This is a genomic window from Streptomyces sp. NPDC046909, from assembly GCF_040644695.1.
Lineage (GTDB): Bacteria > Actinomycetota > Actinomycetes > Streptomycetales > Streptomycetaceae > Streptomyces.
In genome coordinates this window covers 155498-180676 of sequence record NZ_JBEYXC010000005.1, presented here as the reverse complement: position 1 = coordinate 180676, position 25179 = coordinate 155498, and the positions used below count along the sequence as shown (strand labels likewise).

19 protein-coding genes and 1 pseudogene are annotated in these 25179 nt (G+C 71.2%); 9 read left to right on the top strand and 11 right to left on the bottom strand.

Annotation, left to right across the window (positions count from 1 at the left end):
* Positions 1-2 precede the first annotated feature (2 nt).
* From ABZ928_RS17865 to ABZ928_RS17855, 3 genes and pseudogenes are all read right to left on the bottom strand, one after another.
* Entirely contained in the window at positions 3-1223 is a 1221-nt protein-coding gene (locus ABZ928_RS17865) for a glycoside hydrolase family 88 protein (RefSeq protein WP_361519275.1), read from the bottom strand.
* A gap of 28 nt (positions 1224-1251) precedes the next feature.
* Positions 1252-3141 carry a glycoside hydrolase family 97 catalytic domain-containing protein gene (locus tag ABZ928_RS17860; RefSeq protein ID WP_361519273.1) on the bottom strand — a complete coding sequence of 630 codons (1890 nt, stop codon included), beginning with the start codon at positions 3139-3141 and terminating at the stop codon, positions 1252-1254.
* Positions 3142-3168: 27 nt separating this feature from the next.
* Positions 3169-5275: pseudogene (locus ABZ928_RS17855) on the bottom strand (Tat pathway signal sequence domain protein).
* Between the two features lie 231 nt (positions 5276-5506).
* On the opposite strand from ABZ928_RS17855, the gene ABZ928_RS17850 reads away from it, so the two are divergent.
* From ABZ928_RS17850 to ABZ928_RS17835, 4 genes are all read left to right on the top strand, one after another.
* Positions 5507-6709, top strand: a complete 1203-nt coding sequence (locus ABZ928_RS17850; protein ID WP_361519271.1) for a MalY/PatB family protein — start codon at positions 5507-5509, stop codon at positions 6707-6709.
* A 238-nt stretch (positions 6710-6947) separates the two neighbouring features.
* Positions 6948-7667, top strand: coding sequence for a VOC family protein (locus tag ABZ928_RS17845; RefSeq protein WP_361519268.1), 720 nt, complete (start codon positions 6948-6950; stop codon positions 7665-7667).
* Between the two features lie 105 nt (positions 7668-7772).
* A complete protein-coding gene (locus tag ABZ928_RS17840; protein WP_361519265.1) occupies positions 7773-8306 on the top strand; it encodes a GIY-YIG nuclease family protein in 534 nt (177 codons plus the stop codon).
* A 60-nt stretch (positions 8307-8366) separates the two neighbouring features.
* Positions 8367-8984 (top strand): TOPRIM nucleotidyl transferase/hydrolase domain-containing protein, encoded by a 618-nt coding sequence (locus tag ABZ928_RS17835; protein ID WP_361519262.1) that lies wholly within the window; start codon positions 8367-8369, stop codon positions 8982-8984.
* A gap of 11 nt (positions 8985-8995) precedes the next feature.
* Here the strand turns inward: ABZ928_RS17835 and ABZ928_RS17830 are convergent, their stop codons facing one another.
* Together ABZ928_RS17830 and ABZ928_RS17825 are read right to left on the bottom strand one after the other, a co-directional pair.
* On the bottom strand, positions 8996-10579 hold the full coding sequence (locus ABZ928_RS17830; protein ID WP_361519259.1) for a protein kinase: 1584 nt from the start codon (positions 10577-10579) through the stop codon (positions 8996-8998).
* Positions 10580-10767: 188 nt separating this feature from the next.
* The gene (locus ABZ928_RS17825) at positions 10768-12129 is read right to left on the bottom strand and encodes a hypothetical protein (protein ID WP_361519256.1); all 1362 of its coding nucleotides are present in this window, start codon (positions 12127-12129) and stop codon (positions 10768-10770) included.
* A 312-nt stretch (positions 12130-12441) separates the two neighbouring features.
* Between ABZ928_RS17825 and ABZ928_RS17820 the strand changes: the two genes are divergently transcribed.
* Positions 12442-14625, top strand: coding sequence for a nitrate- and nitrite sensing domain-containing protein (locus ABZ928_RS17820; RefSeq protein WP_361519253.1), 2184 nt, complete (start codon positions 12442-12444; stop codon positions 14623-14625).
* Between the two features lie 12 nt (positions 14626-14637).
* Here ABZ928_RS17820 and ABZ928_RS17815 read toward each other — a convergent pair whose 3' ends face one another.
* Positions 14638-16212 carry an APC family permease gene (locus tag ABZ928_RS17815; RefSeq protein WP_361519250.1) on the bottom strand — a complete coding sequence of 525 codons (1575 nt, stop codon included), beginning with the start codon at positions 16210-16212 and terminating at the stop codon, positions 14638-14640.
* Positions 16213-16345: 133 nt separating this feature from the next.
* On the opposite strand from ABZ928_RS17815, the gene ABZ928_RS17810 reads away from it, so the two are divergent.
* Positions 16346-17326, top strand: a complete 981-nt coding sequence (locus ABZ928_RS17810; RefSeq protein WP_361519247.1) for a TIGR01777 family oxidoreductase — start codon at positions 16346-16348, stop codon at positions 17324-17326.
* Positions 17327-17652: 326 nt separating this feature from the next.
* Here the strand turns inward: ABZ928_RS17810 and ABZ928_RS17805 are convergent, their stop codons facing one another.
* From ABZ928_RS17805 to ABZ928_RS17790, 4 genes are all read right to left on the bottom strand, one after another.
* Positions 17653-18543 (bottom strand): PfkB family carbohydrate kinase, encoded by an 891-nt coding sequence (locus tag ABZ928_RS17805; protein ID WP_361519244.1) that lies wholly within the window; start codon positions 18541-18543, stop codon positions 17653-17655.
* A 152-nt stretch (positions 18544-18695) separates the two neighbouring features.
* Positions 18696-18887 carry a hypothetical protein gene (locus ABZ928_RS17800; RefSeq protein WP_361519241.1) on the bottom strand — a complete coding sequence of 64 codons (192 nt, stop codon included), beginning with the start codon at positions 18885-18887 and terminating at the stop codon, positions 18696-18698.
* A 119-nt stretch (positions 18888-19006) separates the two neighbouring features.
* Entirely contained in the window at positions 19007-20215 is a 1209-nt protein-coding gene (locus ABZ928_RS17795; RefSeq protein ID WP_361519239.1) for a cation:proton antiporter, read from the bottom strand.
* A 208-nt stretch (positions 20216-20423) separates the two neighbouring features.
* Complete coding sequence (locus tag ABZ928_RS17790) at positions 20424-21485, bottom strand: oxygenase MpaB family protein (protein ID WP_361519236.1); 1062 nt, start codon at positions 21483-21485, stop codon at positions 20424-20426.
* Positions 21486-21592: 107 nt separating this feature from the next.
* On the opposite strand from ABZ928_RS17790, the gene ABZ928_RS17785 reads away from it, so the two are divergent.
* Positions 21593-22243, top strand: coding sequence for a helix-turn-helix domain-containing protein (locus ABZ928_RS17785; protein WP_361519233.1), 651 nt, complete (start codon positions 21593-21595; stop codon positions 22241-22243).
* A 27-nt stretch (positions 22244-22270) separates the two neighbouring features.
* Here ABZ928_RS17785 and ABZ928_RS17780 read toward each other — a convergent pair whose 3' ends face one another.
* Entirely contained in the window at positions 22271-23221 is a 951-nt protein-coding gene (locus ABZ928_RS17780) for an expansin EXLX1 family cellulose-binding protein (RefSeq protein ID WP_361519230.1), read from the bottom strand.
* Between the two features lie 175 nt (positions 23222-23396).
* Between ABZ928_RS17780 and ABZ928_RS17775 the strand changes: the two genes are divergently transcribed.
* Positions 23397-24680, top strand: coding sequence for an MFS transporter (locus ABZ928_RS17775; protein WP_361519227.1), 1284 nt, complete (start codon positions 23397-23399; stop codon positions 24678-24680).
* Positions 24681-24690: 10 nt separating this feature from the next.
* Positions 24691-25131 (top strand): GNAT family N-acetyltransferase, encoded by a 441-nt coding sequence (locus tag ABZ928_RS17770; protein ID WP_361519224.1) that lies wholly within the window; start codon positions 24691-24693, stop codon positions 25129-25131.
* Positions 25132-25179: the final 48 nt, after the last annotated feature.

Genomic DNA, 25179 nt, shown 5'->3' with positions numbered 1-25179 from the left:
GGTCAGGGCTGGGACAGGTCGATCGCCCTGTCGATGTCCTGGGGTCGAAGGACACGCAGGATGCCTTCGAGGAGGTAGTAGTCGGCGTACGGGAGGGAGATCTCGATGCCGTCCTCGGCCGGCCGGTTGCGGGTGCACCGGGCCACGACGGCCTCGGCGCGCGTGGACTTCCTCGTCAGGCAGGTCTCGGACAGGGCGGTGAGCAGGCGCAGCGCCGTGTCACGGTAGGACGGAACGCCGGTGGCGGCGGACAGGTCGAGGAGGCCGCAGGCCATGATCGCGCCGGCGGAGGCGTCCTTGATGTCATGGGGTTGTTGGGGGGCTCGGTAGTCCCAGACCGGGAGGTGGTCCGGGGTGAGGGCGGACATCGCGTAGTCGGCGAGTCTGCGGGCGGTGGCCAGGAACTCGGGGTCGGCGGTGCGGCGGTACATCGTGGTGAATCCGTACACGCCCCAGGCCTGTCCGCGCGACCAGCAGGAGGTGGGGCTGTAGCCCTGCACGGTGTTCGGGCCGAGCGGTGTGCCGGTGTCGGGGTCGAAGTCATAGACGTGCGGGGTCGATCCGTCAGGGCGCGGGAACACGCGCTGGGCGGTCCTGGCGTGCTCCACGGCAATGTCCAGATAGGTGGCATCCCCGGTCTGGCTTGAGGCGAAGGCCAGCAGGTCCAGGTTCATCATCGTGTCGATGATGACGCGGCCCGCGTTCTTCTGGTCGTCCAGCGCGCCCCAGGCCCGGATGAAGCGGCCGCGCGGGTTGTATCTCCGGATCAGGGAGTCGGCCGCCCGTACGGCCCCGGCGCGCCAGGTGTCGTCGTCGGTGAGCCGCCAGGCGGTGACCCAGGAGGGGTAGAAGAGGAAGCCGAGGTCGTGGGTGCCGGTGTCGTACTGGCGTGGGGCCAGCTTCTGTGCCGACGCCAGTGCCCGGGTGCGGAAGTCGTCGTCGTGGCTGTGGAGCCATGCCATCCAGAGGGTGCCGGGCCAGAACCCGCCCACCCAGTCGCCGCTCTGGGAGTAGACCCACTTCTCGGACTTGGTCCCGACCGGGAACGCGGTCACGTTCGGTGCGACACTGCGGACCTTTTCGACCGCGTAGTCGGCCGCGGAGCGGAGCGTACGCAGGGTGGGTGCGGGTAACGGGCCGTCGGCCGCGCCCGCGGTCGGTGCCGATGCGGCCAAAGACGCTGCCGCCGCGGTCGTCAGCACGGTACGCCGGGAAACACTCATGTCCGTCCCTTCAGCCCGACACGGGCGGTCAGCGGTGGCAGGTGGTGACGCCCGGGCTCCATGGGCAGGCGAGGCCGGCGAAGCCGCCGTTGGCGGTGACGTCGACGGCGAGCGTGTCGCCGCCGCGCAGTACCTGGCGCTCCTGGACCAGGCCGTCGGCGCCGTCCCGGATCGTCTCGACCAGCCAGCGGCCCGGACCGATGGCGAGCGGGACCTCGGCCGTGTGGGCGGCGCCCGCGTAGACCCCGCCCAGGAACCAGCGGTCGCCGCTGCGCCGGGCCAGCACCGCTTCCTGCCCCGGGGCGCCGGCGAGCAGCCGGGTGTCGTCCCAGGCGGCGGGGAGCTGGTCGTAGAAGTTCCGGGCCAGCGGCCGGGCGTCGTACGACTCTGGCGTGCCGGCGTACATCTGCAAGCCCGACTCGTAGACGACGGCGAGGCCGGTCTCGGCGGCGTCGGAGTTGGGGCGCAGGCCGACGCGTTGGAAGGCGCCGGGGGTGAAGTCCATGGAGCCGATGACGTTGCGGGTGAAGGGCAGGGTGGTGAGGTGGGCGGCGGTGTTGGTCCGCTTCTCCTCCCCCGCCACGCCTTCCAGGGTCATGACCTGGGGCCAGGTGCGTTGCATGCCCTTGGGGATCGTGGAGCCGTGGAAGTCGACCATGAGGTGGTGGGCGGCGGTCTCCGCGAGGATCGCGTCATACCACTGGAGCATGGAATGCGCCTCGGAGTTCATGAAGTCGATCTTGACTCCCTTGACGCCCCAGCGCTCCAGGGTCGGCAGCCACTGGGCGCGTTCCTCCGGTGTGTCGAGGTCGCGTTGGTGGATCCAGACGACGATCCCGACGCCCTTGGCCCGTGCGGACTGGACGAGTTCGGGCAGCCAGCTGTTGGTCTGCCAGTTCGGGTCGGTGGTGTCCCACTCGTCGGTCTTGAAGTACCAGCCGGCGTCGACGGCCTCGTACGGCCAGCCGCGTTCGGCCGCGTAGTCGACGTAGGCCTTCTGCGCGGTGAGGCTCTGGCCCGCCGTGCGGCCGCCGGCGAGCCAGGTCCACAGGACGGTGCCCGGCCGGATCCAGCCGGTGTCGGGGACCTTGGACGGGGGTGCCAGGTCGTCGGTGAAGGTGGAGCGGGTGACGGTGGCGAGGTCGCCGGTGACCATGGCGCGCCAGGGGGTGGTCAGCGGGCCTTTGGTGGGTACGCGGTCGTCGGCGAGTTGGATGCGATAGGTGCCGGTGCCCTGGACGTGGGCGAGGCGGGCGCCCGAGTAGGCGCCGGTGAGGTCGGACTCGGCGAGGAGGGTGTAGCCGCCGTCGGTGGCGAACAGGGCCTGGGGCGAGTAGGCGGCGGTAGGGGCCGTCGCCGCGGTGTACTGGGCGAACTGGCCTTCGTTGTCGACCCGGTAGGTGCTGAGCCACGCGCTCGCGTCCGGCGGAAGCCGGAATGCCGAGGTCTCGGAGAGTACGTCGCCGAGGCCTGCGGGCAGGACGTAGCGGTAGGCGACGCCGTCGGCGGAGGCACGGACGACGAGGTCGAGGCGGGCGCCCGCGGTCGTGGCGAAGGAGAGCCGGGTCTCGTTCATGCGGACGCGCCGGTCCAGCCGTTTCCCGGACGTCGTCCGGTACCGCTCGTCGACCGTACGGTCCTTGCGGTGCAGGAAGCTCAACCCCTGTGACAGGTCGGCCTGTTCGGTGACGATGCCGACGGGCGACGGTTCGAGGACCGTGCGGCCGTCCCGGGTCACCGTGAGGCTGAGCGTGCCGGTGGTGGCGTCCAGGGAGACGCGGGCGCGGGGTGCGTGGGGCGCCTCCGTCACCGTCCAGGCCTGGTCGTGTGGTTCGGCCCGTGCGGGGGCCGTCGTACAGAGGGTGGCCGCCAGTCCGGCGCAGAGCGCGGCGACCGCTGTTCTGATCGGAACCGCCATGAGATTCCTCCCTGTCGGGTTCTTCGGTTACGGCAGTCCCCAGGCCGGACCCGGTTCGCTGATGGCGACGGGCGCGATGACGAGGTCGGGGCGGGCGCCGGAGTGGACGAGGACCTCGCGGCCCTTGGGGAGGTCGATGGCGAGGGTGCCGTCGCCCAGATCCTCGGTGCGGGCCGGGGTGCCGTCGTCGAGGAGCACGGTGAGGCTTCCGCTCAGGCCGTGGCGGAGTCTGAGCGGTTCGCCCGCCAGGCTCCTGATCCGGATGAAGCGGGTGGCCCCGGCCTTGCGAACGGCACTGACCAGGAAGGCCCCTTGAGTGCGGAAGTCATGCAGGGTGACGTCCCGCCACGCGGTCGGAACCGCCGGGAAGACACGGACGACACCGCCCCAGCTCTGGCAGAACATGTCGTGCAGGGACTGCGAGGCGGACAGCGGCGTCTCGATCACCGGCCCTGCCTCGGTGTAGTGGGTGTTGGGTCGGCAGGGATAGCGGGTGCTGGTGTCGAAGAACTTCCGCAGATAGCCGATGGCGGTGTCGCCGTCACCGGTCATCGCGTAGATCGACGCGGCCCCGGTGTAGCTGTAGCCCCGGTGGGCGCCGGTCAACGCATGCCAGCGAACGACCGACTTGGTGATCAGATCGCGGCTCTCGGGCTGGTCCCAGTTGACGAGGTACAGCGGGTACACCATCAGCAGGTGCGAATAGTGGCGGTGGGACTGCGCGTACGGGGTGTCGGCACCGATCATGAAGCCGTTGCCGTCGACCGGATACGGCGTCAGCCGGGCCAGTACCTCCTGCCAGCGCGGGGTCAACTCGTCGTCGATGCCGAGGAGTTCGGCCGCGTCGATGAGGGTCCGGCAGCCCCAGCGGATGAGGGCGAGATCGTAGTTGGTGTCCTGGGGCGGTACGACGGGGTACTCGGGCGAGAGGGTGCTCGGCAGGTGGAGCTTGCCGTCGCTGCCCGGGGTAAGGAAGTGCAGGTAGTAGTTGATGGCCCGGCGCAGCACCGGGTAAATCGTGTCGCGCAGCAGGGACTTGTCCATGGTGTGGCGGTACGACAGCCAGACGTTGTGCAGCGCCCAGGTCAGATCGCCGGTCTCGGCTCCGGTCCCCGGCATGCCCACGCCGCGGTTGGCGAACATGTCGGAGCTGCGGCCGACGCCCGAGCTGTCGGCGCGGTACGCGGCGGGCACGTTGGCGATGAGCTGTTCCTGGCTCTGGCGCAACGTGGTGGCGAGGGAGTCGAGTTCGAGGTGGTTGGAGCCGTGGATGAGCCAGTACTCCAGCTGGACGTTGAGGTTCCACCACACCGCGGGCCAGGGGGTGGGCTCCAGCCACGGCCCCGAGGTGGCCATGACGGGGCCGCCCGCGCGGCTGGCGGAGGCGACCTTGTAGAGCTGGATCCAGTGGAAGCTCTGCAGCCGCTCGTCGGGGAACGAGACGAAGCTCTTCCGGTAGAACGCGTGCCACCAGCGCAGATGCCGGCGTCTGAGGACGTCGTACGACGGGGCGCGCCGGAGGTTGCGCAGGGAGTCGGCCTCGGCGGCGGTGGCGGAGAGGAAGCTGTGGCCGACGCTGAGGAGCAGGTCGTCGCCGGTTCTGCGGTAGGAGGTCGCGGTCTGACCGCCGCCCGTGAGGGGCTGGAGCACCTGCTCGGCGCCGTCGGTGGTGGTGCGGGTGGTCCAGGGCGGGTTGGGGGTGTAGCCGGTGGGTGGGGACTCCAGCGGTGATGGTGCCGGTCGGTTCGAGGGTGAGGTGGCCGACCGGGAGGCGTGCGGTGCCCCAGCCGCTGCCGAACTCGGGGCGGTGGTCCTGGACTCGGCCGTGCTGGACGGTGAAGCGGATCCGATCCGTGCCGGGTTCCTGGTAGATCATGCTGCCGAGCAGGCCGTCGCCGAGGAACGGACCCTCGTACCAGAGCGTCGGCAGCCTGCTCCACCGCAGATCCTGGCCGCGCAGGAATCCTTCCCAGGCGCGGTCGGTGGTCATGGTGTCGCGGAGTCTCCAGGGGCGCGCGGCCGCCTGTTCGGCATGGGCCGTTCCCGGCAGGGCGGCCGCTGTCGCGCCACCGAGCGCGCCGCCCAGTACGGCTCTGCGGCGCAGTGGTGGAATCTTCCCCGAGGGTGAGGTCATCGTCGTCCTCCGGATCCGAAGAGATCTGCGATTCATCGGGTGTATCCGGGGACCGTAGGCAGGCGTCATGCAACTGTCAATAACCCTAACAGTGGTGAGATCAAGCCATCGTTCAGCGGCCTGGAGGAGGGGTGGGGCTACTGTGACGTCCAGCTGCTCGACACGACTGACGGACTCATCCGATGTATTGACGCACAGATGTATTGATGCACAGTCGAAAGGAGCGGTGACATGCGCCGGACCGATCCCCTCAACCGGTTGACCCTGGAGGAGCTGCGGCAGCGCACCAGCATGAAGTGGCGCACCCATCCCGCGGACGTGCTTCCGCTGTGGGTCGCGGAGATGGACGTGCCGCTCGCCGAGCCCGTCGCAGAGGCCCTGCGCGCGGCGACCGCCCTCGGGGACACCGGATACCCGTACGGGAGCGCCTACGCCGAGGCCCTGGCCGCCTTCGCCGCGGAGCGCTGGGGGTGGGAGGGGCTGCGCGTGGAGCACACCGCGATCGTGCCCGACGTCATGATGGGCATCGTCGAAGTGCTCCGGCTGATCACCGATCCCGGGGACGCGGTCGTGGTGTGCTCACCGGTCTACCCGCCCTTCTACGCGTTCCTCTCCCACGACGCCCGCCAGGTCGTCGAGGCACCCCTCGGCCCGGACCTGAGGGTCGACATGGCGGCGCTGGAGGACGCGTTCGTACGGGCTCGGCGCGGGCGTCGGCGCGCGGCGTTCCTGCTGAGCAACCCGCACAATCCGACCGGCGTCGTGCACGCCCGGCGGGAGCTGGAGGCCATGGCGGCCCTCGCTCGCGCTCATGGGGTACGGGTGGTGTCCGACGAGATCCACGCTCCGCTGGTGCTGCCGGGCGCCGCCTTCACCCCGTTCCTGAGCGTGTCCGGCGCCGAGAACGCGTTCATGCTGGCCTCGGCCTCCAAGGCGTGGAATCTCGCCGGCCTCAAGGCCGCCGTGGCCGTCGCGGGGCCCGAAGCCGCCGACGAGCTACGGCTGTTGCCCGAGGAGGTCAGCCACGGGCCCAGCCACCTCGGGGTCATCGCCCACACCGCGGCCTTCCGCGACGGCGGCCCCTGGCTGGACGAACTCCTCCTCGGGCTCGACGCCAACCGGCACCTGCTGGGGGAACTGGCCGCCGAACACCTCCCCGACGTGCGGTATCACCGACCCGAGGGCACTTACCTGGCGTGGCTGGACTGCACACGACTCGGACTGGACAGCGGGCCCGGCGGCGACGGCCCGGGTGTGGTGAGCGACGTCGCCGGTCCCGCGAAGATGTTCCTCGACAAGGCCCGGGTCGCGGTCAGCTCGGGCCATGTCTTCGGCTCGGGCGGTGAGGGACATGTGCGGCTCAACTTCGCGACGACGCCGGGAATTCTGCGGGAGGCGCTGAGCCGGATGGGAGAGGCGGTGCGGGGCCTTTGAGGCGCGGTGCGGGGCCTTGAGATGCCGGTCGGGCGATCCGGCGGCAGGGCCTGGGCCCGCGTGACCCCGTGACTCCGCTCCTCCCCCACGACCGACGGCCCGGCACCCGGCGGCCGGCAGCCTACCGCCCGAATACTCGGATGCGGTCGGCATCCGCGCGCCCCTAGGCTTTGCGCTCCAAGTGGCGGCCGGGTGCCGTCGACATCGGTCGATCAGCAGATCGGGGATGCGCAACGCTATGACGTCTCAACTGTTCGCACTCTGCTTCGACGCACACGAGCCACTGCGCCTCGCGCAGTTCTGGTCCGGGGTCCTGGGCTGGAAGCCGGCCGACGACCCGCACGGAGCCACGCTCCTCCCCAACGACGACACCGGGTTCCAGCTGCGCTTCCTGCCCGGCCAGGAACCCAAGAACGACCAGAACCGTATGCACTTCGACCTGACCAGCTCCTCCCTGGAGGACCAGCAGGAGACGGTGGAGCGGGCGCTGGCACTCGGCGGGCGCCACATCGACGTCGGCCAACTCCCGGAAGAGGACCATGTGGTGCTCGCCGACCCCGACGGCAACGAGTTCTGCGTGATCGGACCGGACAACAACTTCCTCGCCGACTGCGGCTTCCTCGGGGCACTGGCCTGCGACGGCTCACAGGACGTCGGCTACTTCTGGAGCCGCGCGCTGGGCTGGCCGCTGGTCTGGGACCAGGACCAGGAGACCGCCATCCGCTCACCCCACGGCGGCCCCAAGATCACCTGGGGCGGTCCCCCGGTGGCGCCGAAGGCCGGCAAGAACCGCCTCCACTTCGACCTCACACCACCCGAGGGCAGCGACTGGCAGACCGAGCTCGACCATCTCCTCTCCCTCGGCGCGACACGGATCGACACCGGACGTCAGGACGAGGGCCGGATCGAGCTGACCGACCCCGACGACAACGAGTTCTGCCTGCTGACCTCCCGGTAGCACAGCCGTCGGCACGGCGCGAACACGGCGGCTGACGGCGCTGTCAGACCCACGTGGCACCGTGGAGACAGCACCGGAGGCGGGCAGACCGTAGGGGGTCGAGACGTGACCGGCATCGACACGCAGTTCCTGCGCGGGCTGTTCGACGAGGAGGGCGGCCTGTACGCCGGTGGCCGGGTCGCGCTGTACCGGCTGTACGGGCGCGAGGGGCTGCTCTATGTCGGCATCACGAGCTGCCCCCTCACCCGCATACGCACCCACCTTCGCGACCAGCCGTGGGGGCCTCAGGTCATCGCCGTCCGGGTCGACTACCCCGACGACCCGGAGACTGCCGAACGCCGAGCCGTGCGCGCCGAACATCCCCGGCACAACGTCGTCTTCAACGGCTCCACCCCGCCTCCTCCCCCCGATCCCGCTTCGCGCCTGAGGACCCAACTGGCCGTTGAACGCAGACGGCTTGAGGAGTTCGAGGCGACGGTGCCCGAGTCCTCCACCCACCTACGCCTGCTCACCCGGGCGATCAGCGCGAAGAGGGCGAGGGTCGCGAAACTCGCCGAGGCCATAGAAGCCGTGGAGAAGGCTGGGGACTTCACGTCCACACGGCCGCGCCACCGCCGCATGCCGCACAGGCGTGCATGACCGTCGCCCGTCGGCGGAAATTCCCTCGCGCACCGGCCGGGCAGCACGGAGACTCATCTCATGACTGACATGGGGGCGTTCCGGGAAGCCGTCACCGCGTGGGCGGCCGGTGGGCCCGGCGACCCCGCACATGAGCTGGCCGCGCTGCTGTCCGTCCAAGTCGTGGTGCTCCTCGAAGGGCCGAGCGATGTCGCGGCGATCGACGCGCTCACCGCCCGACGCGGGCGGGATCTGGAGGCCGAGGGAGTCTGTGTCGTGTCGATGCGCGGGGCGATGAACGTCGGGCGTTTCGCCGGTCTGCTCGGCCCGTCCGGGCTGGGGCTTCGTCTGATGGGGCTGTGCGACGAGGCGGAGCGCCGCTATTACGCGCGTGGTTGGGAGCGGGGCGGTGCGGCGGAGGAAGGCATCTTCGTGTGCGCGGCGGATCTGGAGGACGAGCTCATCCGCGCGCTGGGCGTGACACGGGTGAAGGAACTCGTCGAAGCCCAGGGCGATTTGCGCCCTCTGCAGACCTTCCTCAACCAACCCGCCCAGCAGGGCCGCACCTCACAGCAGCAGCTGCGGCGCTTCCTCGGCACGAAGAAGGGCCGCAAGATCCACTACGGGCGCGTCCTCGTCGAGGCCCTCGACCTCGACCGCGTGCCCGCACCACTGGACGGACTTCTCGCCGCGCTCTGAGGTGAGCGCGGTCAGTTCTCGGCGGGCGAGACGTCGATGACTTTGCCGTGGATGTCCGTCTCCAGAATGCCGGCCCCGTAGTCATCGGTCAGATAGACGAGCAGGCCCGCGGGAGTGTCCCTGAGACTGTTGGGCTGACGGACCATCACATAACGGTATTCCGGCTTCTCCACATTGAGCTTCTGGTCCGCTTCCTTGAGCAGCGCGGGAATCCTGTCCCAGTTGAAGCCGTCGAGGCTGACAGGCTGGTCGCCGCCCGACAGGGTGCCCTTGTCGAGCCCTTCCTTCACGCCCTCGCCCGGGCGGTACGTGTAGGAGTCGTACCGCGTGTCGCTGCCGTTGACCATCAGCTTGGCCGTGACGAAGTCGGAGTAGACGGTGAAGTCGCCGAATCTGTCCCGGCCGCTCTCTTTCTCCAGCGCCTTGATGACGGTGCGGATGGCATCGGGGGTGAGCAGCGATCCGGTGGCGGCCGGTGATGAGGGTGAAGACTGTGAGACCGTCGGCTGGGTGGCCGATGTCGACGGCGAGCCTCCTGCCTTCGCGTTGCCCGAGTCCTCGCCGAGGGGCAGCAGCCACCACGCCAGGGCGAGGGCGCCGACGAGCGAGAGGGCCGATGCGCTGCGCAGGGCAAGGGGGCGGCGGTCCACACGCACGGGTCCGGTCGACGGCTGAGGCGCGGCGACAACCGGTGGGCTCAGTGGGTAGGAAGTGGGCTCGTCCCGTGGGGCCGTCGAAGCCGCGCCCGGCGCCGACTCGACCTCGGCGAGCCTGGCGTCCAGCACGGCGGCGGACGGGCGTGCCGACGGGTCCCGTACCAGCACGCTCATCAGGACGTGGCCGAGGGCGCCGGCGCGTTCCGGTGGGGGCACGGCCTCGTTGAGGACCGCGGCGAGGGTGGCCAGGGTCGTGGCCCGGCGCAGTGGGTGGCGGCCCTCCACGGCGGTGTAGAGCATCATCGCCAGCGACCACAGGTCGGAGGCGGGGCCGCCGTCGTGTCCGGATATGCGTTCCGGGGCCATGAAGTCGGGGGTGCCGATGATGGCGCCGGTGGCGGTGAGGTTGGTCGTCTCGCGGATCGCGGCGATGCCGAAGTCGGTGAGGACCGGGCGTCCGTCCGGCCGGAGCAGGACGTTGGCGGGCTTGACGTCCCGGTGCTGGATGCCGGCGTCGTGGGCGGCCCGGAGCGCGGCCAGCACGCCGCGGCCGACGCGCGCCGCCTCGGCCGGTGGCATCGGGCCCTTCGCGAGCCGGTCGGCCAGCGAGCCGCCGCTGACGAGCTCCATCACCAGCCATGGGTAGGTGCCCTCGCCGCCGTCCACGATGTGGTGGATGGTGACGACGTTCGGGTGGTCGATCCGGGCCAGGGCCCTGGCCTCGCGCAACACTCGCTCGCGCAGCATGCGCGCGCCGTCGGGGTCGTACTCGGCGAGGTCCCGGTCGGGCGGGCGGACCTCCTTGACGGCCACCAGCCGGTGCAGCACCAGATCCCTGGCCCGCCAGACCGTGCCCATCCCGCCGCCACCGAGACGGCTCTCCAACTCGAAGCGCCCGTCGACGACTCGTCTTTCGGGGCCTCTGTCTGCCTCACTCATGGGCGGGAGCCTAATGGGCGCCACTGACACCTCTCGCCACACCCTGACCTGCCGGTCTCAACCCGCCCTGGCCTCCGCTCTCACCCCGCCCCGACCCTCCGCTCTCACCCCGCCCCGACCCTCCGCCCTCCGCCCTCCTCCCCCGCCCTGGCCTGCCGCCGAGACCCGTGACCTGGCCTGCCCACGCGTCAGAGGCCGGCTTCGGCGAGGATCCCCAGCATCCGGGCCGGCCGGAGCACGGGATTGGCCGCGGCGTCGTCGGCGACCTCGGGGGCCGGGTCGGCGAGGAGTCGGTCCAGCAGCGGTGCGGTGATGCGGGGGTGGCGGGCGGCGCCTCGGCGGACGAAGACCTCTGGATCGGCGGCGAGTTGTCGCAGGACGGGCACCGGGAGTTCGGGGTCCTGGAGGGCGACGAAGCGGACGTGCGGGCTCGGTTCGTCGGCGAAGGTGCGCAGGGCGTGGCGGGGGAAGTTGGGGTGGTCGACCAGGAGAGGGCGGATGTGGAAGGCGTCGCCGTGGGCCCGTACCAGCTGCTCCAGGATCTCGGGCGGGGTGTCGGGTCTGCGGGCGGCGGTGCGGCGCACCAGCAGGTCCGGGTCGGCGTCCAGGCGGCGCCATGCCTCCTCGGGGAGGTCGCGGCAGCCGGCCAGGACGCGCCGGAACACCGGGTACGGGGAGTCGAGGTGGGTCATCCGCTCGTCGAGAGGTGCGTCGCGCAGCCAAGTCGGTTCGGCGGAGCTCCAGTTCAGTGCCACGTGCGCGTCGACGCTTCCGTTCGCGCGTTCCTCCTCCACGCGCGCGTACAGCCGGACGCGGGTCGGGGCATCCACGTGGCGGCTGTGCGCGACCGCGATCCGCACCATCGGGTCGTCGAGGTCCAGGAGTCGGGCGATCATGTCGGCGGTCAGGTGCGGGTTGGCGGCGACGGACCGGTGGAGCTCCTTGCCGCCGGTTCGTATGAGCTCGGTGAACTGGTCGGGCGTCAGGGGGACTTGGCGTGCCACATTCACCCGCACGGCGGGGTCCGCGAGGCAACGGGCCCACCACTCCGGTGGGACACCCGGGTGCCGGTGGCGGGTGGCGGCGGCACGGACCTTCGGATCCGGGTCGCCGAGCAGGGCCGCCTGGACCGTGTCCGGCCGGTCGTGCCAGGCTCGGGCGACCGCGGCGCGCAGCGTCGGATCCGGGGCCGCCGCGAGTTCGGTGCGGGGGTGGCCGTAGGCCTCCTCAAGGTTGTCGATGCCGGTCGACACCTCTCGCTCGACGGTGTAGCGGATGAAGTCGGCGAACGCGTTCCGGATGCCCTGGTCGGGGTGTTCGGCGATCCTGCGTCGCATGGCCGGGGAGACACGGTCCCCGTGCAGGCCCACCGCGCTGTGGCTGTCGCCGTGGGTGAGCAGGGCCTCGACCACCGCGTCCGCCAGCCTGCCGCGCCGCATCTCGATCCCGTGCCGGCCGGCCTTGTGGGCGGCGAGACGGACCAGGACGTCGACGGAAGCGGCCGGGTTGCGGCCCAAGCCGGACAGCCGCGGATGCTTGAGGTTCGTCATGCGGCTCAACGTAACCGTCACGCGTGCTCGCCGCCGAGGCGCCCGCGCACGCCTCTGAAGCGCCCCCGCAGGCTTCCCAGGCGTCTGGTGTCACTCCGTCGGGTTTGTCATGCCCTGAACGCGAAGCGCTTGATTTCCGTACGAGTTGGAGGGAGCCGTGATCGGCTTCGGAAGCATGCGGTCAGGAAACGGTGCCGTCGTCGAGAGGTCGGAAGTCGCGTGGGGAAAACAAGAGGAGCAGCGCAACCTCCGGACTCCGCACCGGAGTCGGCGAAGCGGGCGCCGGGGCGGTTCTCCACCCGGAACTGGCGCGTGGCACGGCGGCTGCGGGCCATCCTGCTCATTCCGGTGCTGGTGACCCTGGTGTTCGGCGGCTTCCGGGTGAAGCGGGCGGTGGACACCTGGCAGAGCGCCGACGACGCGGTGCGGGTGGCCGAACTGGTGCAGGCGGCGAACAAGTTCGCCAGTGACGCGATCAACGAACGTGACCTGTCCGTCGTCCCGTTGCTGCGCGGCGACACCGACTCCGACGTGGTGGCCCGGGCGCGCAAGGTCACCGATCAGGACCGGGCCGCCTTCGACGTGGCCGTCGGGCGCATGCCCAAGACCGATCGCCTGCTGAGGCGGGTCGAGGTCGTCCAGCAGGGCGTGAAGCAGCTGGACGCCATTCGCGCGGATGCCTTCACGTCCCGGCTGCCCGGAGTGCAGACCGAGGAGAAGTACCACCTGATCCAGCATCCGCTGATGGAACTCGCCAACGAGCTCGGGTTCGGCAGCAGCAACCAGGCCAGCTTCGGCCGCGCCCTGTACGCCATGTCCCTCACCCAGGCCGCCGAGGCGCTGACCCGGGCCATCGGCACGCACATCCTGGTCGAGGACCGCGCCGCCCTCCAGGAGGGCGAACTGGAGACCCAGCTCGCCTCGTTCCGCAGTTACGCCTATCTCCAGCAGGTCGCGCTGGTGGAGTTCGACGGGGCCGCGACGAGCCAGGACAGCGCGCGCCTCGACCAGGCGCTGACGTCCGCCAAGGCCAAGGGCGAGCAGCAGGGCGTCAAGGCCGCCGAACAGGCCGAGGCGGCCGGGAAGACGTATGTCGCGCCGCCGGACATGACGACGATGATCAGTGAGATCGCGTCGGGGAAGTCGGCCGCGGACCTCTCGGCGCAGGGCATCACCAGCGACTCGTTCTTCGCCGCGTCCACGCTCTCCTTCGACGCGTACCGGCAGGTCGAGGTCTATCTGACCGACACCGCGCTCGCCAACGCGAACGACATCGCCGACAGCGCCCGCCGTGACGCGATCATCAACTCCGCGGTGGCGCTGGCGGCCGTGCTCGCCGCGTTCCTGATCGCCGCCGCGGTGGCGCGCTCGATGAGCACCCGGATGAGCGTGCTGCGTGCCTCGGCGTTCCAGATCGCCGGGCAGCGGCTGCCGGCCCTGCTCGCCCAGCTCTCCCGTTCCACCCCCGGACGCGTGGACTCGCGGGTGGCGCCGATCCCCATCACCTCGACCGACGAGATCGGCGAAGTGGCCCGCGCCTTCGACCAGGTACACCGGGAGGCCGTACGACTCGCCTCCGAACAGGCCCTGCTGCGGGGCAACATCAACGCGATCTTCACCAACCTGTCGCGGCGCAGTCAGTCGCTGATCGAGGGTCAGTTGTCGCTGATCACCGATCTGGAGAACAACGAGGCCGATCCGGACCAGTTGGAGAACCTCTTCCGTCTGGACCACCTCGCGACCCGGATGCGCCGCAACGGCGAGAACCTGCTCGTCCTGGCCGGCGAGGAGTCCAACCAGCACGGGATGGGACCGCTGGCCCTGATCGACGCGCTGCGGGCCGCCGCCTCCGAGGTGGAGCAGTACGAGCGCGTCGAGCTGTCCGGTGTTCCGGAGGCCGAGATCCACGGCCGCGCGGTCAGCGATCTCGTGCACCTGTTCGCCGAACTCCTGGAGAACGCCACCGCGTTCTCCTCGCCGCAGACCCAGGTCCAGGTCACGGCGGGGCGGCTGCCCGACGGGCGCATCATGGTGGAGATCCACGACAGCGGTATCGGTCTGACGGCCGAGGACTTCGCGGCCATCAACCACAAGCTGGCCCATCCGCCCACCGTGGACGCCAACATCTCCCGGCAGATGGGCCTGTTCGTGGTGGGCCGCCTCGCCGAGCGGCACGGCATCCGCGTCCAGTTGCGTCCTTCTCGTACGCAGACGGGTACGACGTCGCTGGTCATGCTCCCCGACACGATCACGTACACGGCGGGCGACCCCGGCGGGGGAGGTGCCGAACTCCCCTACTCCCCGGAGGGCGCGCCGCCCTACGCGGCGGTCGCCGCGATCACCGCGGAGACCGCCGCCCGGCACGGCCATGGCGTCCACGAGACCTGGGACGACCAGGGAACGGACGCGATGAGCCGCTTCCTCCACCGCCAGCAGCGGCGCGGTCAGTTGACCGGGGGCGAGCACGGCGGTCCGGCTCCCGACTCGCCCCGATGACGGTACGGGGGGCTACCGCCCGGCCTCGGCGGCCTTGCGGGTGGGCCTGCCCAGGGCCCAGAACAGCACACCGCAGAGGATGAACGCGGCGAGCGGGAGGGCCTCGGTGAGCAGGTACTGCCAGCGCTCGTCGTGGCTCCAGCCGTCCGGGGCGTAGTCGGCGCCGAACCAGTGGTCGCCGAGCCCGGGGGCGACGAGCTGGACGCTCGCGAACAGGACGAGCAGGGTGAGGACGGTGCTGATCGTGCGGGGGAACGGGGCCTTGTAGGGGCGCGGGACGTCGGGGGCCTTGCGGCGCAGTACGGCCAGGGCCGGGAAGATGCCCAGGTAGCTGACGAGGGTGGTGGAGACGGCGAGGCCGAGGACGGCGCCGAAGAGCTTGGCGGCGCTGCCGTCGGTCAGTTCGTGGGCGAGGACCAGGACGACGGTGGAGACGATGCCGCTGAGGAGGTTGACGCGTACCGGGGTGCCGAAGCGGCTGGAGATGACGCCGAGGAAGCGGGGCGCGGCGCCGTCGTAGCCGGAGACGGCCAGCGCGCGGTCCGAGCCCATGATCCAGGTGACGCCGGACGACAGCACGGTGAGGATGAACAGGATCGCGGCGAGTGCGCCGAGCAGGGTGCCCGCGCCGCTGAGGGTGACGGTTCCGTCGGCGGCGACATCACCGCCGTAGACGGTGAAGACCTGGCGGATCGCGTCGATGAATCCGCCGAGTCCGGTGATGGCCTTGACCGGCAGGACGAGCAGGATGCCGAGGATGGGCAGCGCGTACAGCAGTACGGCGAGGGCGGCGCTGCGGAAGATGGCGAACGGCACGTCCTTCTGGGCGTCGGTCATCTCGTCGCCGGCCGTGTTGGGGAGCTCGAAGCCGACGTAGTTGAACATCAGGACGGGCACCAGGCCGACGAAGCCCACGTAGGTCGGGGAGAAGTCGCCGAACCCGAATCCGTGCAGGCCGTGCTGGACGCCGTAGATCACGACGGTGACGGTGAACAGGCCGAGGAGGATGAACCGGCTCCAGGCACCGAGGGTCGGAATCCACTTGCCGACGTCGAAGGAGAGGATCGCGGCGAGCACGCCCACCCAGACGAAGATGACGGTGAAGGCGTAGAAGGCCGGGGTGCTCAGGTCCTTGCCGTCGTTGAAGAAGGTGGTGAACGCCGTGACGGCGGAGACGGCGAGGGTGCCGCCGAGCCACACCGGGTTGGTGATCCAGTACAGGAAGTTGTTGACCGCGCCGGCCAGGCGCCCGAAGGCCCGGCTGGTCCAGATGTAGGGACCGCCCTCGTCCGGGAACGCGGCGCCGAGCTCGGCGGTCAGCAGTGCGGACGGCACGAAGAACACGGCGGCCAGCACGATGAGCCAGGTGAAGGCCTCGGCGCCGGAGGAGGCCACCGTGCCGATGGTGTCGACGCCGACGATGGTGCACAGCAGGAAGAAGAGGATGTCGAAGCGGCCGAAGTGCTTGCGCAGCTTCTGCCGTTCCGCCACGGCTGCGGCCGGTACGGGGGCCGGCTCGGATGTTGTCGGGGCAGCGGCCACCGAGGCCTCCAGTGTGCTCAGGGGGCGGTGGGGGGTGCGCGCCATGATCCGCCGTCGCGTCACAACCGCACAAGCGTTCATGGAGAACTCTTGACCATCTCTTCCCGTCCCCACGTGATTTGAACGCGTTCAAATATGCGCGCTAGGCTTACGCCGACCGACATGGAGGGGGTTTTCGATGAAGGTTGTGCTGCCCGGGGGAACCGGACAGGTGGGCACGGTCCTCGACCGCGCGCTGACCGCTGCCGGACACGAGGTCGTGGTGCTGACCAGGCGGCCGCGGCGGGAGGGGGAGATCGCCTGGGACGGAGTGACGCTCGGCCCCTGGGCCGAGGCGATCGACGGCAGCGACGTCGTGATCAACCTCGCGGGGCGGAGCGTCTCCTGCCGCTACACACCCGAGAACCTGCGGGCCATGATGGACTCACGCGTCGACTCCGCGCGCGTGGTCGGCGAGGCGATCGCCGCCGCCGCGCGGCCGCCGCGGGTGTGGTTGCAGATGAGTACGGCGACGATCTACGCCCACCGCTTCGACGCGCCCCACGACGAGGCGACCGGGGTGATCGGCGGCCGGGAGGCCGGGGTGCCGGACTACTGGGCGTTCAGCGTCGAGATCGCCAAGAACTGGGAGCGGGCACAGGCCGAGGCACCCACGCCGTCGACCCGGAAGGTGGCGTTGCGCTCGGCGATGGTCATGAGCCCCGACCGAGGTGGCGTCTTCGACGTACTGCTGCGGCTGGCCCGGCTGGGACTGGGCGGACCGGTGGCCGGGGGCGCGCAGTACGTCTCCTGGATCCACGACGAGGACTTCGTACGAGCGGTGCGGTTCCTGATCGCCCGGGACGACCTCGAAGGACCGGTCAACCTCGCCTCCCCCGGCCCCCTCCCCCACCGCGAGTTCATGCGGACGCTCCGCGCGGCCCGCGGTGTCCCGGTCGGACTGCCGGCGACGCGGTGGATGGCGGAGCTGGGCGCCTTCGCGCTGCGCACGGACACGGAGTTGCTGTTCAAGAGCCGGCGAGTGATGCCGGGGCGGCTGCTCGGGGCCGGGTTCGAGTTCACGTTCCCGGAGTGGGACAGGGCCGCCGCGGATCTGGTGCGGCGGGCCGGGGCGGCTCGGGTGGGGCGGGGGACGGGACGGACGGCGGTGGCACGCTGAGCCGGGGTCGGCGGGTTCCTTCCTGCGGGGGCGCGCTGAGCCGGGATCGGCCGGTTCCCTCCTGCGGAATCGGTCCCGGCCGGGAGCCTGCCGCGAAGGGAATCCGGGCCGCACCCCCCGCCGCGAAGGACAGCGCCTCCGCGGGGCGAGTACAGCCTCACCGAGCTCGGCCGTACCTCCAGGAGCCGATCGTGATGCTGACCGGGTGGGCGCGGGCCAACGGTGAAGCGGTCGTCGCCTTCCGGGAGCCGGCGGGCGCCGAGCCGAACGGCTGAGAAGGGTTCGGCGCGGCCGACTGCGGCATCCAATCGCGCTCCGGGGTCCAATCACTCTCCCCGCATCCACGCGCGCGTGCCGAACGAGGTGCACGCCCGTGAGGCGACGACGGCCGCTGCCCGCAGCGCCTCGACGAAGCCGCCCGACGTCAACTCGCCTCGCAGCGCGAGGTGGTGCGTGAGTGCCCCGTGCAGGAAGTCCCCCGCGCCGAGCGTGTCGGCCACCCGGACCTCGGGCACCTCGACGGTGCCGCCGCCGTCGGGGCCCGCCCACACGATGGGGCCGCCTCCCTGACTGACCGCCGACCAGGCGACCCCCTGCTCCCGCAGGAACCGCAGGGTCCGCGTCGGTGTGCCGGCGGCGCCGGGTGGGCGGAAGTCGGCGGAGCAGACGGCGACGTCGATCGACGGCAGCAGGTCCCAGGTGCCGTCCTTCCAGCTGCCGGCGTCCAGGACGGTCGGGCGGCCCAGAGCTTGCGCGGCGCGGGCTGCGGCGAGCGCCAACTCCGTGTGGTGGCCGTCGAACTGGACGATGTCGCAGGCCGCCACGAGCGCGTCAAGGTCGTCGGGCGGGGTGAGCCGGTGGGCGGTCGCGTTCGTCGAGGCCACGGCGCGCTCGCCGGTGGACGCCGTGACCAGGATCGAGGAGACGGCGGGCGGGTCCATGGACGAGGCGGCCAGGTCCGTCACGGTCACACCGAGGTCGTGCAGGTCGGCCGCCGCGGCGAGGCCGAGCGGGTGGGAGCCGATCGCGGTGAGGAGCCGGGCCGCGCCGCCCAGGTGGCTGAAGACGGCGGCCGCGTTCGCCGCGGGGCCACCGGCGGCGATGGCCTGGTCCCGGGCCGTCAGTTTCTCGTCGGAGGTGGGCACGTGGTCGACGAGTTGGATGACGTCGAGGGTGCAGAGACCGACGAACAGGCCGACCGGCGTTCGCTCCGGCACTTCGGTCTCCTCCTCCCGGTTCCGGCAACCCTTCCGGCCCTGACCATCCCCGGCCCTGACCGTCCTCCCGGTCCGGATCACCGCCTGGTCCTGATCATCCTCCCGGTCCGGATCAACGTCCACGCGGCGGAGCGAGACCGCGCGGAGACCGATCAGCGCCTCCTGCGCTCCCGCTGGGGATCGAGCGACTGAGCTGCGACACCGGCCATCACCAAGCCCGTCGCGATCAGCAACCCGTTGGCCACGACGACACCGCCCACCAGGACGACCGCGCCGATCGCCAGCGCCCACCACGCGAACCGGGCTTCGAGCGCCGACAGTTGCCCGTCGTCGGATCGGGGCATGGCATCTCCTTCGCGCGAGGTCAGACGGAAGGGGTGGATGCTCCGAAGCGCAGACGGCACGCACGGCACAGACCGTACGGACGGCACGGACACGGGCGCGCTCGCGAAGACGTCTCGCCTTATTCTCCCTGGTAGTTGACGCCTGCAAACGCCGGTGGCCGCATCCCGACGGACTTCAGGGCACGTGCCAACAGGTGGGCACGGCCCGCCAGTACGGGGCCCAGGACCGCGAGGACCAGGACGTAACCGGCGATGAACGGCCCCAGCCGGGCGTCGAGTCCGGCGCTGGTGGCCATGGCGGCGAGGATGAGGGCGAACTCCCCGCGGGCGACCAGGGTGGTGGCGATGTCCGCGGCGCGGTCGGGACCGTAGCCGTACAGACGGGCGACGAGGAGTCCGGCGAGCACGTTCACCGCGACGGTCAGGGCGGCCGCCGCGGCGACCGGTCCGGCGACGTCGGCGACGACGGCCGGGTCGATGGCCAGTCCGAAGGCGAAGAAGAAGATCGCCGCGAAGGCGTCCCGCAGGGGATGGACGAGCCGTCGGATCCGGGCCGCGGACGGGGTGCCGGCGAGGATCAGGCCGACCATGAAGGCGCCGATCGCGTCGGCGACGCCCAGCACTTCGGAGACCCCGGCGACGAGCACCGCCGCGCCGAGGAAGCTGATCACGAGGAGTTCGTTGTCCCGTACGGCGATCAGGCGGCCGACCACGCGGGTCCCGTAGCGGGCCGCGGCGGCCAGCACGAGCAGGAAGGCGAAGGCCTTGCCCGCCTCCAGCAGGACGTCCGCGACGCCCCGCGCGCCCCCGATGACGGGTTGGAGTGCCGCGAGATAGAGGGCGAGGAAGATGTCCTCGACCACGATGACGCCGAGGATCAGGCGGGTCTCGGGGCGGCCGATACGGCCCAGGTCGATCAGGACCTTGGTGACGATCGCGGACGACGAGATGCCCAGCACCCCGGCGAGCACCAGCGCCTCCCGGGCGCCCCAGCCGAGGGCGAACCCGAAGCCGAGGCCCGCGCCGACGTTCAGGAGGAGGTAGATGCCGCCCGCGGCGAGGAGGCGCTTGCCGCCGCTTCTGAGGTCGTCGAGGTGGAACTCCAGGCCGAGGTAGAACAGCAGGAGGACCAGTCCGAGCGCGGAGAGCATCTCGAAGTCGTGGGCGTCCTGGACGAGGACGATGCCCGGGGTGTGCGGGCCGAGCAGGATGCCGGCGAGCATGAAGAGGGGGATGGTCGGTAGTCCGATGCGGCCGCCGAGGCGGGCCAGGAACGCGGCCGCGAGGAAGGCGCCGCCCATGGCGAGCAGGGTGTCAGCGTGTCCCATGGGTCACCGCCTTCGGCCGGGCGGAGGGGATGCGGGGGTGGTGTGGTGTCTGGCGGGGGTGGATACGCGTTCTCCTAGTGGTGGGTCGTGGTGGGCTGCTGCCGTCTGCGTCCCCTCCACGCTGGCACGGCCCCCGCGTCCGCGGCCATCGGTGTCAGCACTCATTTCGGCAGGTGGCGGCGCCCCTCACGGTTGCGCCCCAGCGGGGTCAGGCGAGCGGGCCCAGGATCTCCTGGGACTCGACGAGGCCCTGGTCGCTGGGTGCCTCGCCGTCGGCGAAGACACGCGCGGACTGCCGGGCCCGGAACTCGAGATGGGCTTCGGCGGGCTTGGCGAAACCGTGCCGGGTGCGGGCTTCCTCGGGGGTGAGGACCTCTTCGGTGCGGGGCCGGATACCGAGCTTGATCGGCGCGACCACCGCGACGCTGGACGGGGAGAGCATGCCGAGCAGCCGGAGTTCGACCGTGGGATTGAGGTGGGCGAGCGCGAAGGACACCTTCATGACCGGCACGATGAGCGCGTCGACGAGCCGTGACTGACGGATCCCGGCCATCTCGCGCATCCAGCGCGGCAGGGTGGCGAGCGTGGCGGCGCGCTGGGTCCGGGCGACGGCCACGGCGATCGGCTTCGCCCAGCGCGGCAGGGGCGGAAAGACCAGTTCGGTCTTGAGCAGGTGGTTCATGGCCTGCCGGGCGATGGGGCTGGCGGACAGCCGCGGGCGCATGCGGGCGAAGTACTCCCGGATGCCGTCCCGGCTGCGGGGGAGGTCGTCGGGCGAGCAGGTCTGGAGTTCGGCGGCGAGTGCGCAGGCTTCCCAGTACTCCGTCTCCTCCTGCGCGGTGAGCTTGCCGGGTCCGTACTTCTCGTAGGCGTAGAGGATGGAGTGCCAGCCGGTGAGCTGGATCCACAGCTGCGAGTCGGGGGCGTTGGCGTCGTACCGGCCGCCGCCGTAGGGCAGTTCGCCGATCGCCTTGGAGTGGACCTTGACCAGGACGTCGGCGGCCTTGCACACGTCCCGCGTGCCGGCGAAGGCGACCATGGCGAAGTAGCGCAGGGTGCGGTCGTAGCGGGTGCGGGAGCGCTGGTAGATGCCCTGGGTCGCGTCGACGGCGGCCACAAGCGGCGGGTCGAGCTCCTCGACCACCACGGCGCGCTGGAAGCCCACCGTGGGTGCGGTCGGATAGCCCCAGACCTTCCACACCACCGAGCCGGGGCCGAAGAAGCCGTAGTCGTCGTGCGGTCGGACCTCGCCGCGCTTCCGCTTCGCCATGGAGCCGCTCCCTCGTTCGTCCGCGGCGTGGGCCGCTCCTCGATCAGGACACCGCCCTTAAGACAGTGCTGTCGTAAATTAAGACACGAGTGTCGTAAACTGCCAAGGTGTCAGCGACCACGTCTTCGCACGACCGGCCCCGCAGGCGACGCCCCTACGCCCCGCGCGTCCCGATCGAGGAACGCCGCGAGCAGCTCCTCGACGCCGCCCTGGGCGTGATCGTCGAGGACGGCTACGACCGGGTCTCCATCGACGCCATCGCGAAGCGGGCCCAGGTCGCCCGGTCGGTGGTCTACGGCGCGTTCGAGAATCTCGACGCGCTGCTGGGGGCGCTGCTGGACCGGCAGCAGGCGCGTGCCTTCGCGCGGCTGCTGGAGACGATCCCCGATGCGCGGAACCTGTCCGGTCCCGCCGTGTTCGGCGCCGAGGCGGTGCGCCGGATGGGCGCCATGCTCCGCGAGGACCCGGACACCTGGCGGCTGATCCTGGCGCCTCCGGGCAACATGCCCGCTGTCGTCCGCGACCGTGTGGAGGCGGACCGGCAGCGGTTCCGGCGCCGGGTCGAGGCATGGATCGCGCACGTCCAGGCCGACCGCGACGCCGGCCCGCGCCTCGATCCCGAGATCCTCGCCCACGCCCTCGTCGCCTGCGCGGAACACTTCGGCCGCGAGGCGCTCACCGATCCCGGCCGGTTCGACGCCGAACGCCTCACGGGCCAGGTGCGGTTGATCCTCGGGGTGCTGTGGCCGGCCGGCTGACACCCCGGTGTCTCGGTGTGCGGCGCGTCAGTGTGCGGCGAACTGCACCCCGGCCGGCTGCACCGCGTCCGGGCGCACCGCGATGCCGCTGACGGTCAGTCGCTCACCGTAGATGTCGGTGATCCTGATCTCGCCGCCGCAGCCCGCGCCGTGCTCGGAGAGGAAGTAGTTGTAGTCGGTGCGGGGCAGGCTGGTCCATCCGCTGCCGGTGCGGACCTCCAGGCGCGCCAGCGGGTTGCGGTGGCCGATGGCCTGGATGCCGCACCAGTATTGGCTGGAGCCCGTCTTGTACCGGATCGAGATCTTCTCGGACGTGGCGGGGCTGAGCAGCGTCCAGGTGACGGGTATCTGGCCGCGCGAGGGCTCGGCGAGCTTCGCGAACGCCTGGGCACTGAGGTCGAGTTGGCCCGGAGCGCAGGGCAGCGGGCACTCGTTGGTGATGCGGACCGTGATGGTGGCACCGCCGGACGCGCGGACCCGGACGTACGCGCCGCACGCCTTGGACGTCTCGTAGTCGGTGTGGTTCATCGCGGCGGTCATGACGTCGGAGGTCGGCCCGTAGGAGCAGGCGCCGCCGCCGTCGCCGGCGTCGTAGAAGGTGGCGACCCCGTCGTAGGTGGTCCCGGGCCGGATCCGGCCCGCCGCGGAGCCCGTTGCCACGGGGGCAGTTGTACGGCGGGGGCTCGCGGTGGTCCGGCTCGCCGCCGGGGTGCTCGTCTTCGCCGACGGGGTGGCCTTGGAGGCCGACGGGGTCGGCGACGGTGTGGCCGAAGGCGTCGTCGCCGCGGGCGTCGAGGGCGCGGCGCTCAGCTGGGCGCCCGCCACGGGTGCGGCCGACTCGGAGCCGGAGTCGGAGCCCCGGTCGGGGGCGAACGCCGCGATCAGGGAAGCGACGAGCGCCAGTGCCGCCACACCGAGCACGGGCAGCACCCAGGTGGCCTGTCTGCGGGGACGGCGGTGATGCGAAGGGGACGCCACGGATGAGGTCCTTAAGGGGTTCGGGGGCACGTGTGCTTCGTACGAGACTCCGTACGTGATTCCGCACGCATTTCCTTACGTGTCTCCTTACGTACGGGAGCCTCTGACTCATCAGTGGTCACCGAATCCGTAAAGGTTGCCGCCCTCCCGGGAAAATCTTCTAGGGTCCCTGCTCATGACACGATCTTCGGACGGTCCGCCGCTCTGGCGGGACCGGCGCTTCGCCATGCTCCTGGCCGCACGGGTCGTCTCCGTGCTGGGCAACGGATTCGCCCGCGTGGCCCTGGCGTTCGCCGTGCTCTCGCTCCCGGGGGCGAGCGCCGGCCGGCTGTCACTGGTGCTGGCCTGCCAGGCGCTGCCGCAGCTGGTGTTCGTCCTCGTGGGCGGAGTGATCGCGGACCGTATGTCACGCTCGCGGCTGATGGCGCTGGCGGATGTGCTGGGGATGGGCGCGTACGCGGGCCTCGCCGCGATGGTGTTGAGCGGGCACGCGCCACTCACCGCGATGTGTCTGCTGGCCGTGGCCGCCGGAACGGCCACCGCGCTCTTCGCGCCCGCGATGGACGGACTCGTACCGCTGCTGGTGCCCACCGAGCGGCTCCAGCGGGCCAACGGTCTGCTGCGCGTCGGCACCAACTCCGCCCTCCTGCTCGGCCTCGCGCTGTCCGGGGTGACGGTCGCACTGGTCGGCGCCGGCTGGGCGCTCGCCCTCAACGCCGCCTCCTTCGCCGTCAGTTCCGTACTCACGGCCCGGCTGGGGGTGGTCTCCACGCCGCGCGGCAAGGCGTCGGGGTGGGCCGATCTGCGGGAGGGCTGGCGGGAGTTCGCCTCCCGGCAGTGGCTGTGGGTCGTGGTCGCGCAGAGCGCGGTCGTGGTCGCCGCGCTCAACGCCAACCTGGGCGTCCTGGGGCCGCTGATGGCGGAGCGGCACCTCGGCGGGGCCCGGGCATGGTCGATCATCGTGGCCGCCCAGGCGGTGGGCACCATCGGCGGGGCGGGACTGGCCGCCCGGGTGCGGGTGCGCCGCCCGCTGCTGGTCGCCGTGGCGTGCATGTTCCCGGCCGCGGTGCCGATCGCGCTGCTCAGCGTCCGCGCCCCGGTCTGGACGGTGGCCGCGGCCATGTTCGCCGCCGGGGTCGCGAGCGATGTCTTCGGCGTGCTGTGGTCCACCACCATCCAGCGGCAGATCCCCGAGCACGTCCTGTCCCGGGTCAGCTCCTACGACTGGTTCGGCTCCCTCACCCTCGCCCCGCTCGGCCTCCTCGTCGCCGGACCCATCGCCGCCGCGGTGGGCGTCGGCCACGCCCTCGCCGGGTGCGCGCTCCTGGTGGTACTGGCCACCGCGGGGGCACTGCTCTCCCCCCAGGTGCGCACGCTGTCCTCCTCCCCCACGCCCTCCACAGAGCAGGCTGCGTCGGCCGACCAGCCCCCATCCGCCTCCGAAACCAAGTCCGGGTAGCGTTTCGATCATGGTGGACTGGAACATGCGGCCGGCTTCCCCGGCCGACCTCGAACCGGCGGTCGAGATACGCGCCGTGGCCATGCGGCCCGATCTGGAACGCCTCGGACGCTACGACCCGCATCGGGTGCGGCAACGCCTGCGCGACGCCTTCCAGCCGGAGCACACCTGGGCCATCGAGGTGGACGGCGCGTTCGCCGGCTGCGTGGCCCTGCGCCCCGCCGAGGACGCCTACTGGCTGGAGCACTTCCTCCTCGCCCCGCATCTCCAGGGCCGTGGCATCGGTTCGGCCGTACTGGCCGAGTTGCTGGAGCGGAGCGACCGCGAGGGTGCGCTCGTGCGGCTGGACGTGTTGCAGGGCAGCGCGGCGCGGCGGCTCTACGAACGGCATGGGTTCACGGCCGACTCGGAGGACGCGGTGGATGTGTTCATGGTGCGCAAACCGGTGTAGGACACCAGCACAGGACAAGATGGGACCGGCGGTACGGCGCCACAGTGC

Coding starts and splice junctions, on each gene's coding strand:
- ABZ928_RS17845 (WP_361519268.1), top strand. CDS start 6,948: ATGACGTCTCAACTGTTCGCACTCTGCTTCGACGCACACGAGCCACTG.
- ABZ928_RS17860 (WP_361519273.1), bottom strand. CDS start 3,141: ATGGCGGTTCCGATCAGAACAGCGGTCGCCGCGCTCTGCGCCGGACTG.
- ABZ928_RS17775 (WP_361519227.1), top strand. CDS start 23,397: ATGACACGATCTTCGGACGGTCCGCCGCTCTGGCGGGACCGGCGCTTC.
- ABZ928_RS17800 (WP_361519241.1), bottom strand. CDS start 18,887: ATGCCCCGATCCGACGACGGGCAACTGTCGGCGCTCGAAGCCCGGTTC.
- ABZ928_RS17795 (WP_361519239.1), bottom strand. CDS start 20,215: ATGGGACACGCTGACACCCTGCTCGCCATGGGCGGCGCCTTCCTCGCG.
- ABZ928_RS17865 (WP_361519275.1), bottom strand. CDS start 1,223: ATGAGTGTTTCCCGGCGTACCGTGCTGACGACCGCGGCGGCAGCGTCT.
- ABZ928_RS17825 (WP_361519256.1), bottom strand. CDS start 12,129: ATGACGAACCTCAAGCATCCGCGGCTGTCCGGCTTGGGCCGCAACCCG.
- ABZ928_RS17850 (WP_361519271.1), top strand. CDS start 5,507: ATGCGCCGGACCGATCCCCTCAACCGGTTGACCCTGGAGGAGCTGCGG.
- ABZ928_RS17830 (WP_361519259.1), bottom strand. CDS start 10,579: ATGAGTGAGGCAGACAGAGGCCCCGAAAGACGAGTCGTCGACGGGCGC.
- ABZ928_RS17790 (WP_361519236.1), bottom strand. CDS start 21,485: ATGGCGAAGCGGAAGCGCGGCGAGGTCCGACCGCACGACGACTACGGC.
- ABZ928_RS17815 (WP_361519250.1), bottom strand. CDS start 16,212: ATGGCGCGCACCCCCCACCGCCCCCTGAGCACACTGGAGGCCTCGGTG.
- ABZ928_RS17810 (WP_361519247.1), top strand. CDS start 16,346: ATGAAGGTTGTGCTGCCCGGGGGAACCGGACAGGTGGGCACGGTCCTC.
- ABZ928_RS17770 (WP_361519224.1), top strand. CDS start 24,691: ATGGTGGACTGGAACATGCGGCCGGCTTCCCCGGCCGACCTCGAACCG.
- ABZ928_RS17835 (WP_361519262.1), top strand. CDS start 8,367: ATGACTGACATGGGGGCGTTCCGGGAAGCCGTCACCGCGTGGGCGGCC.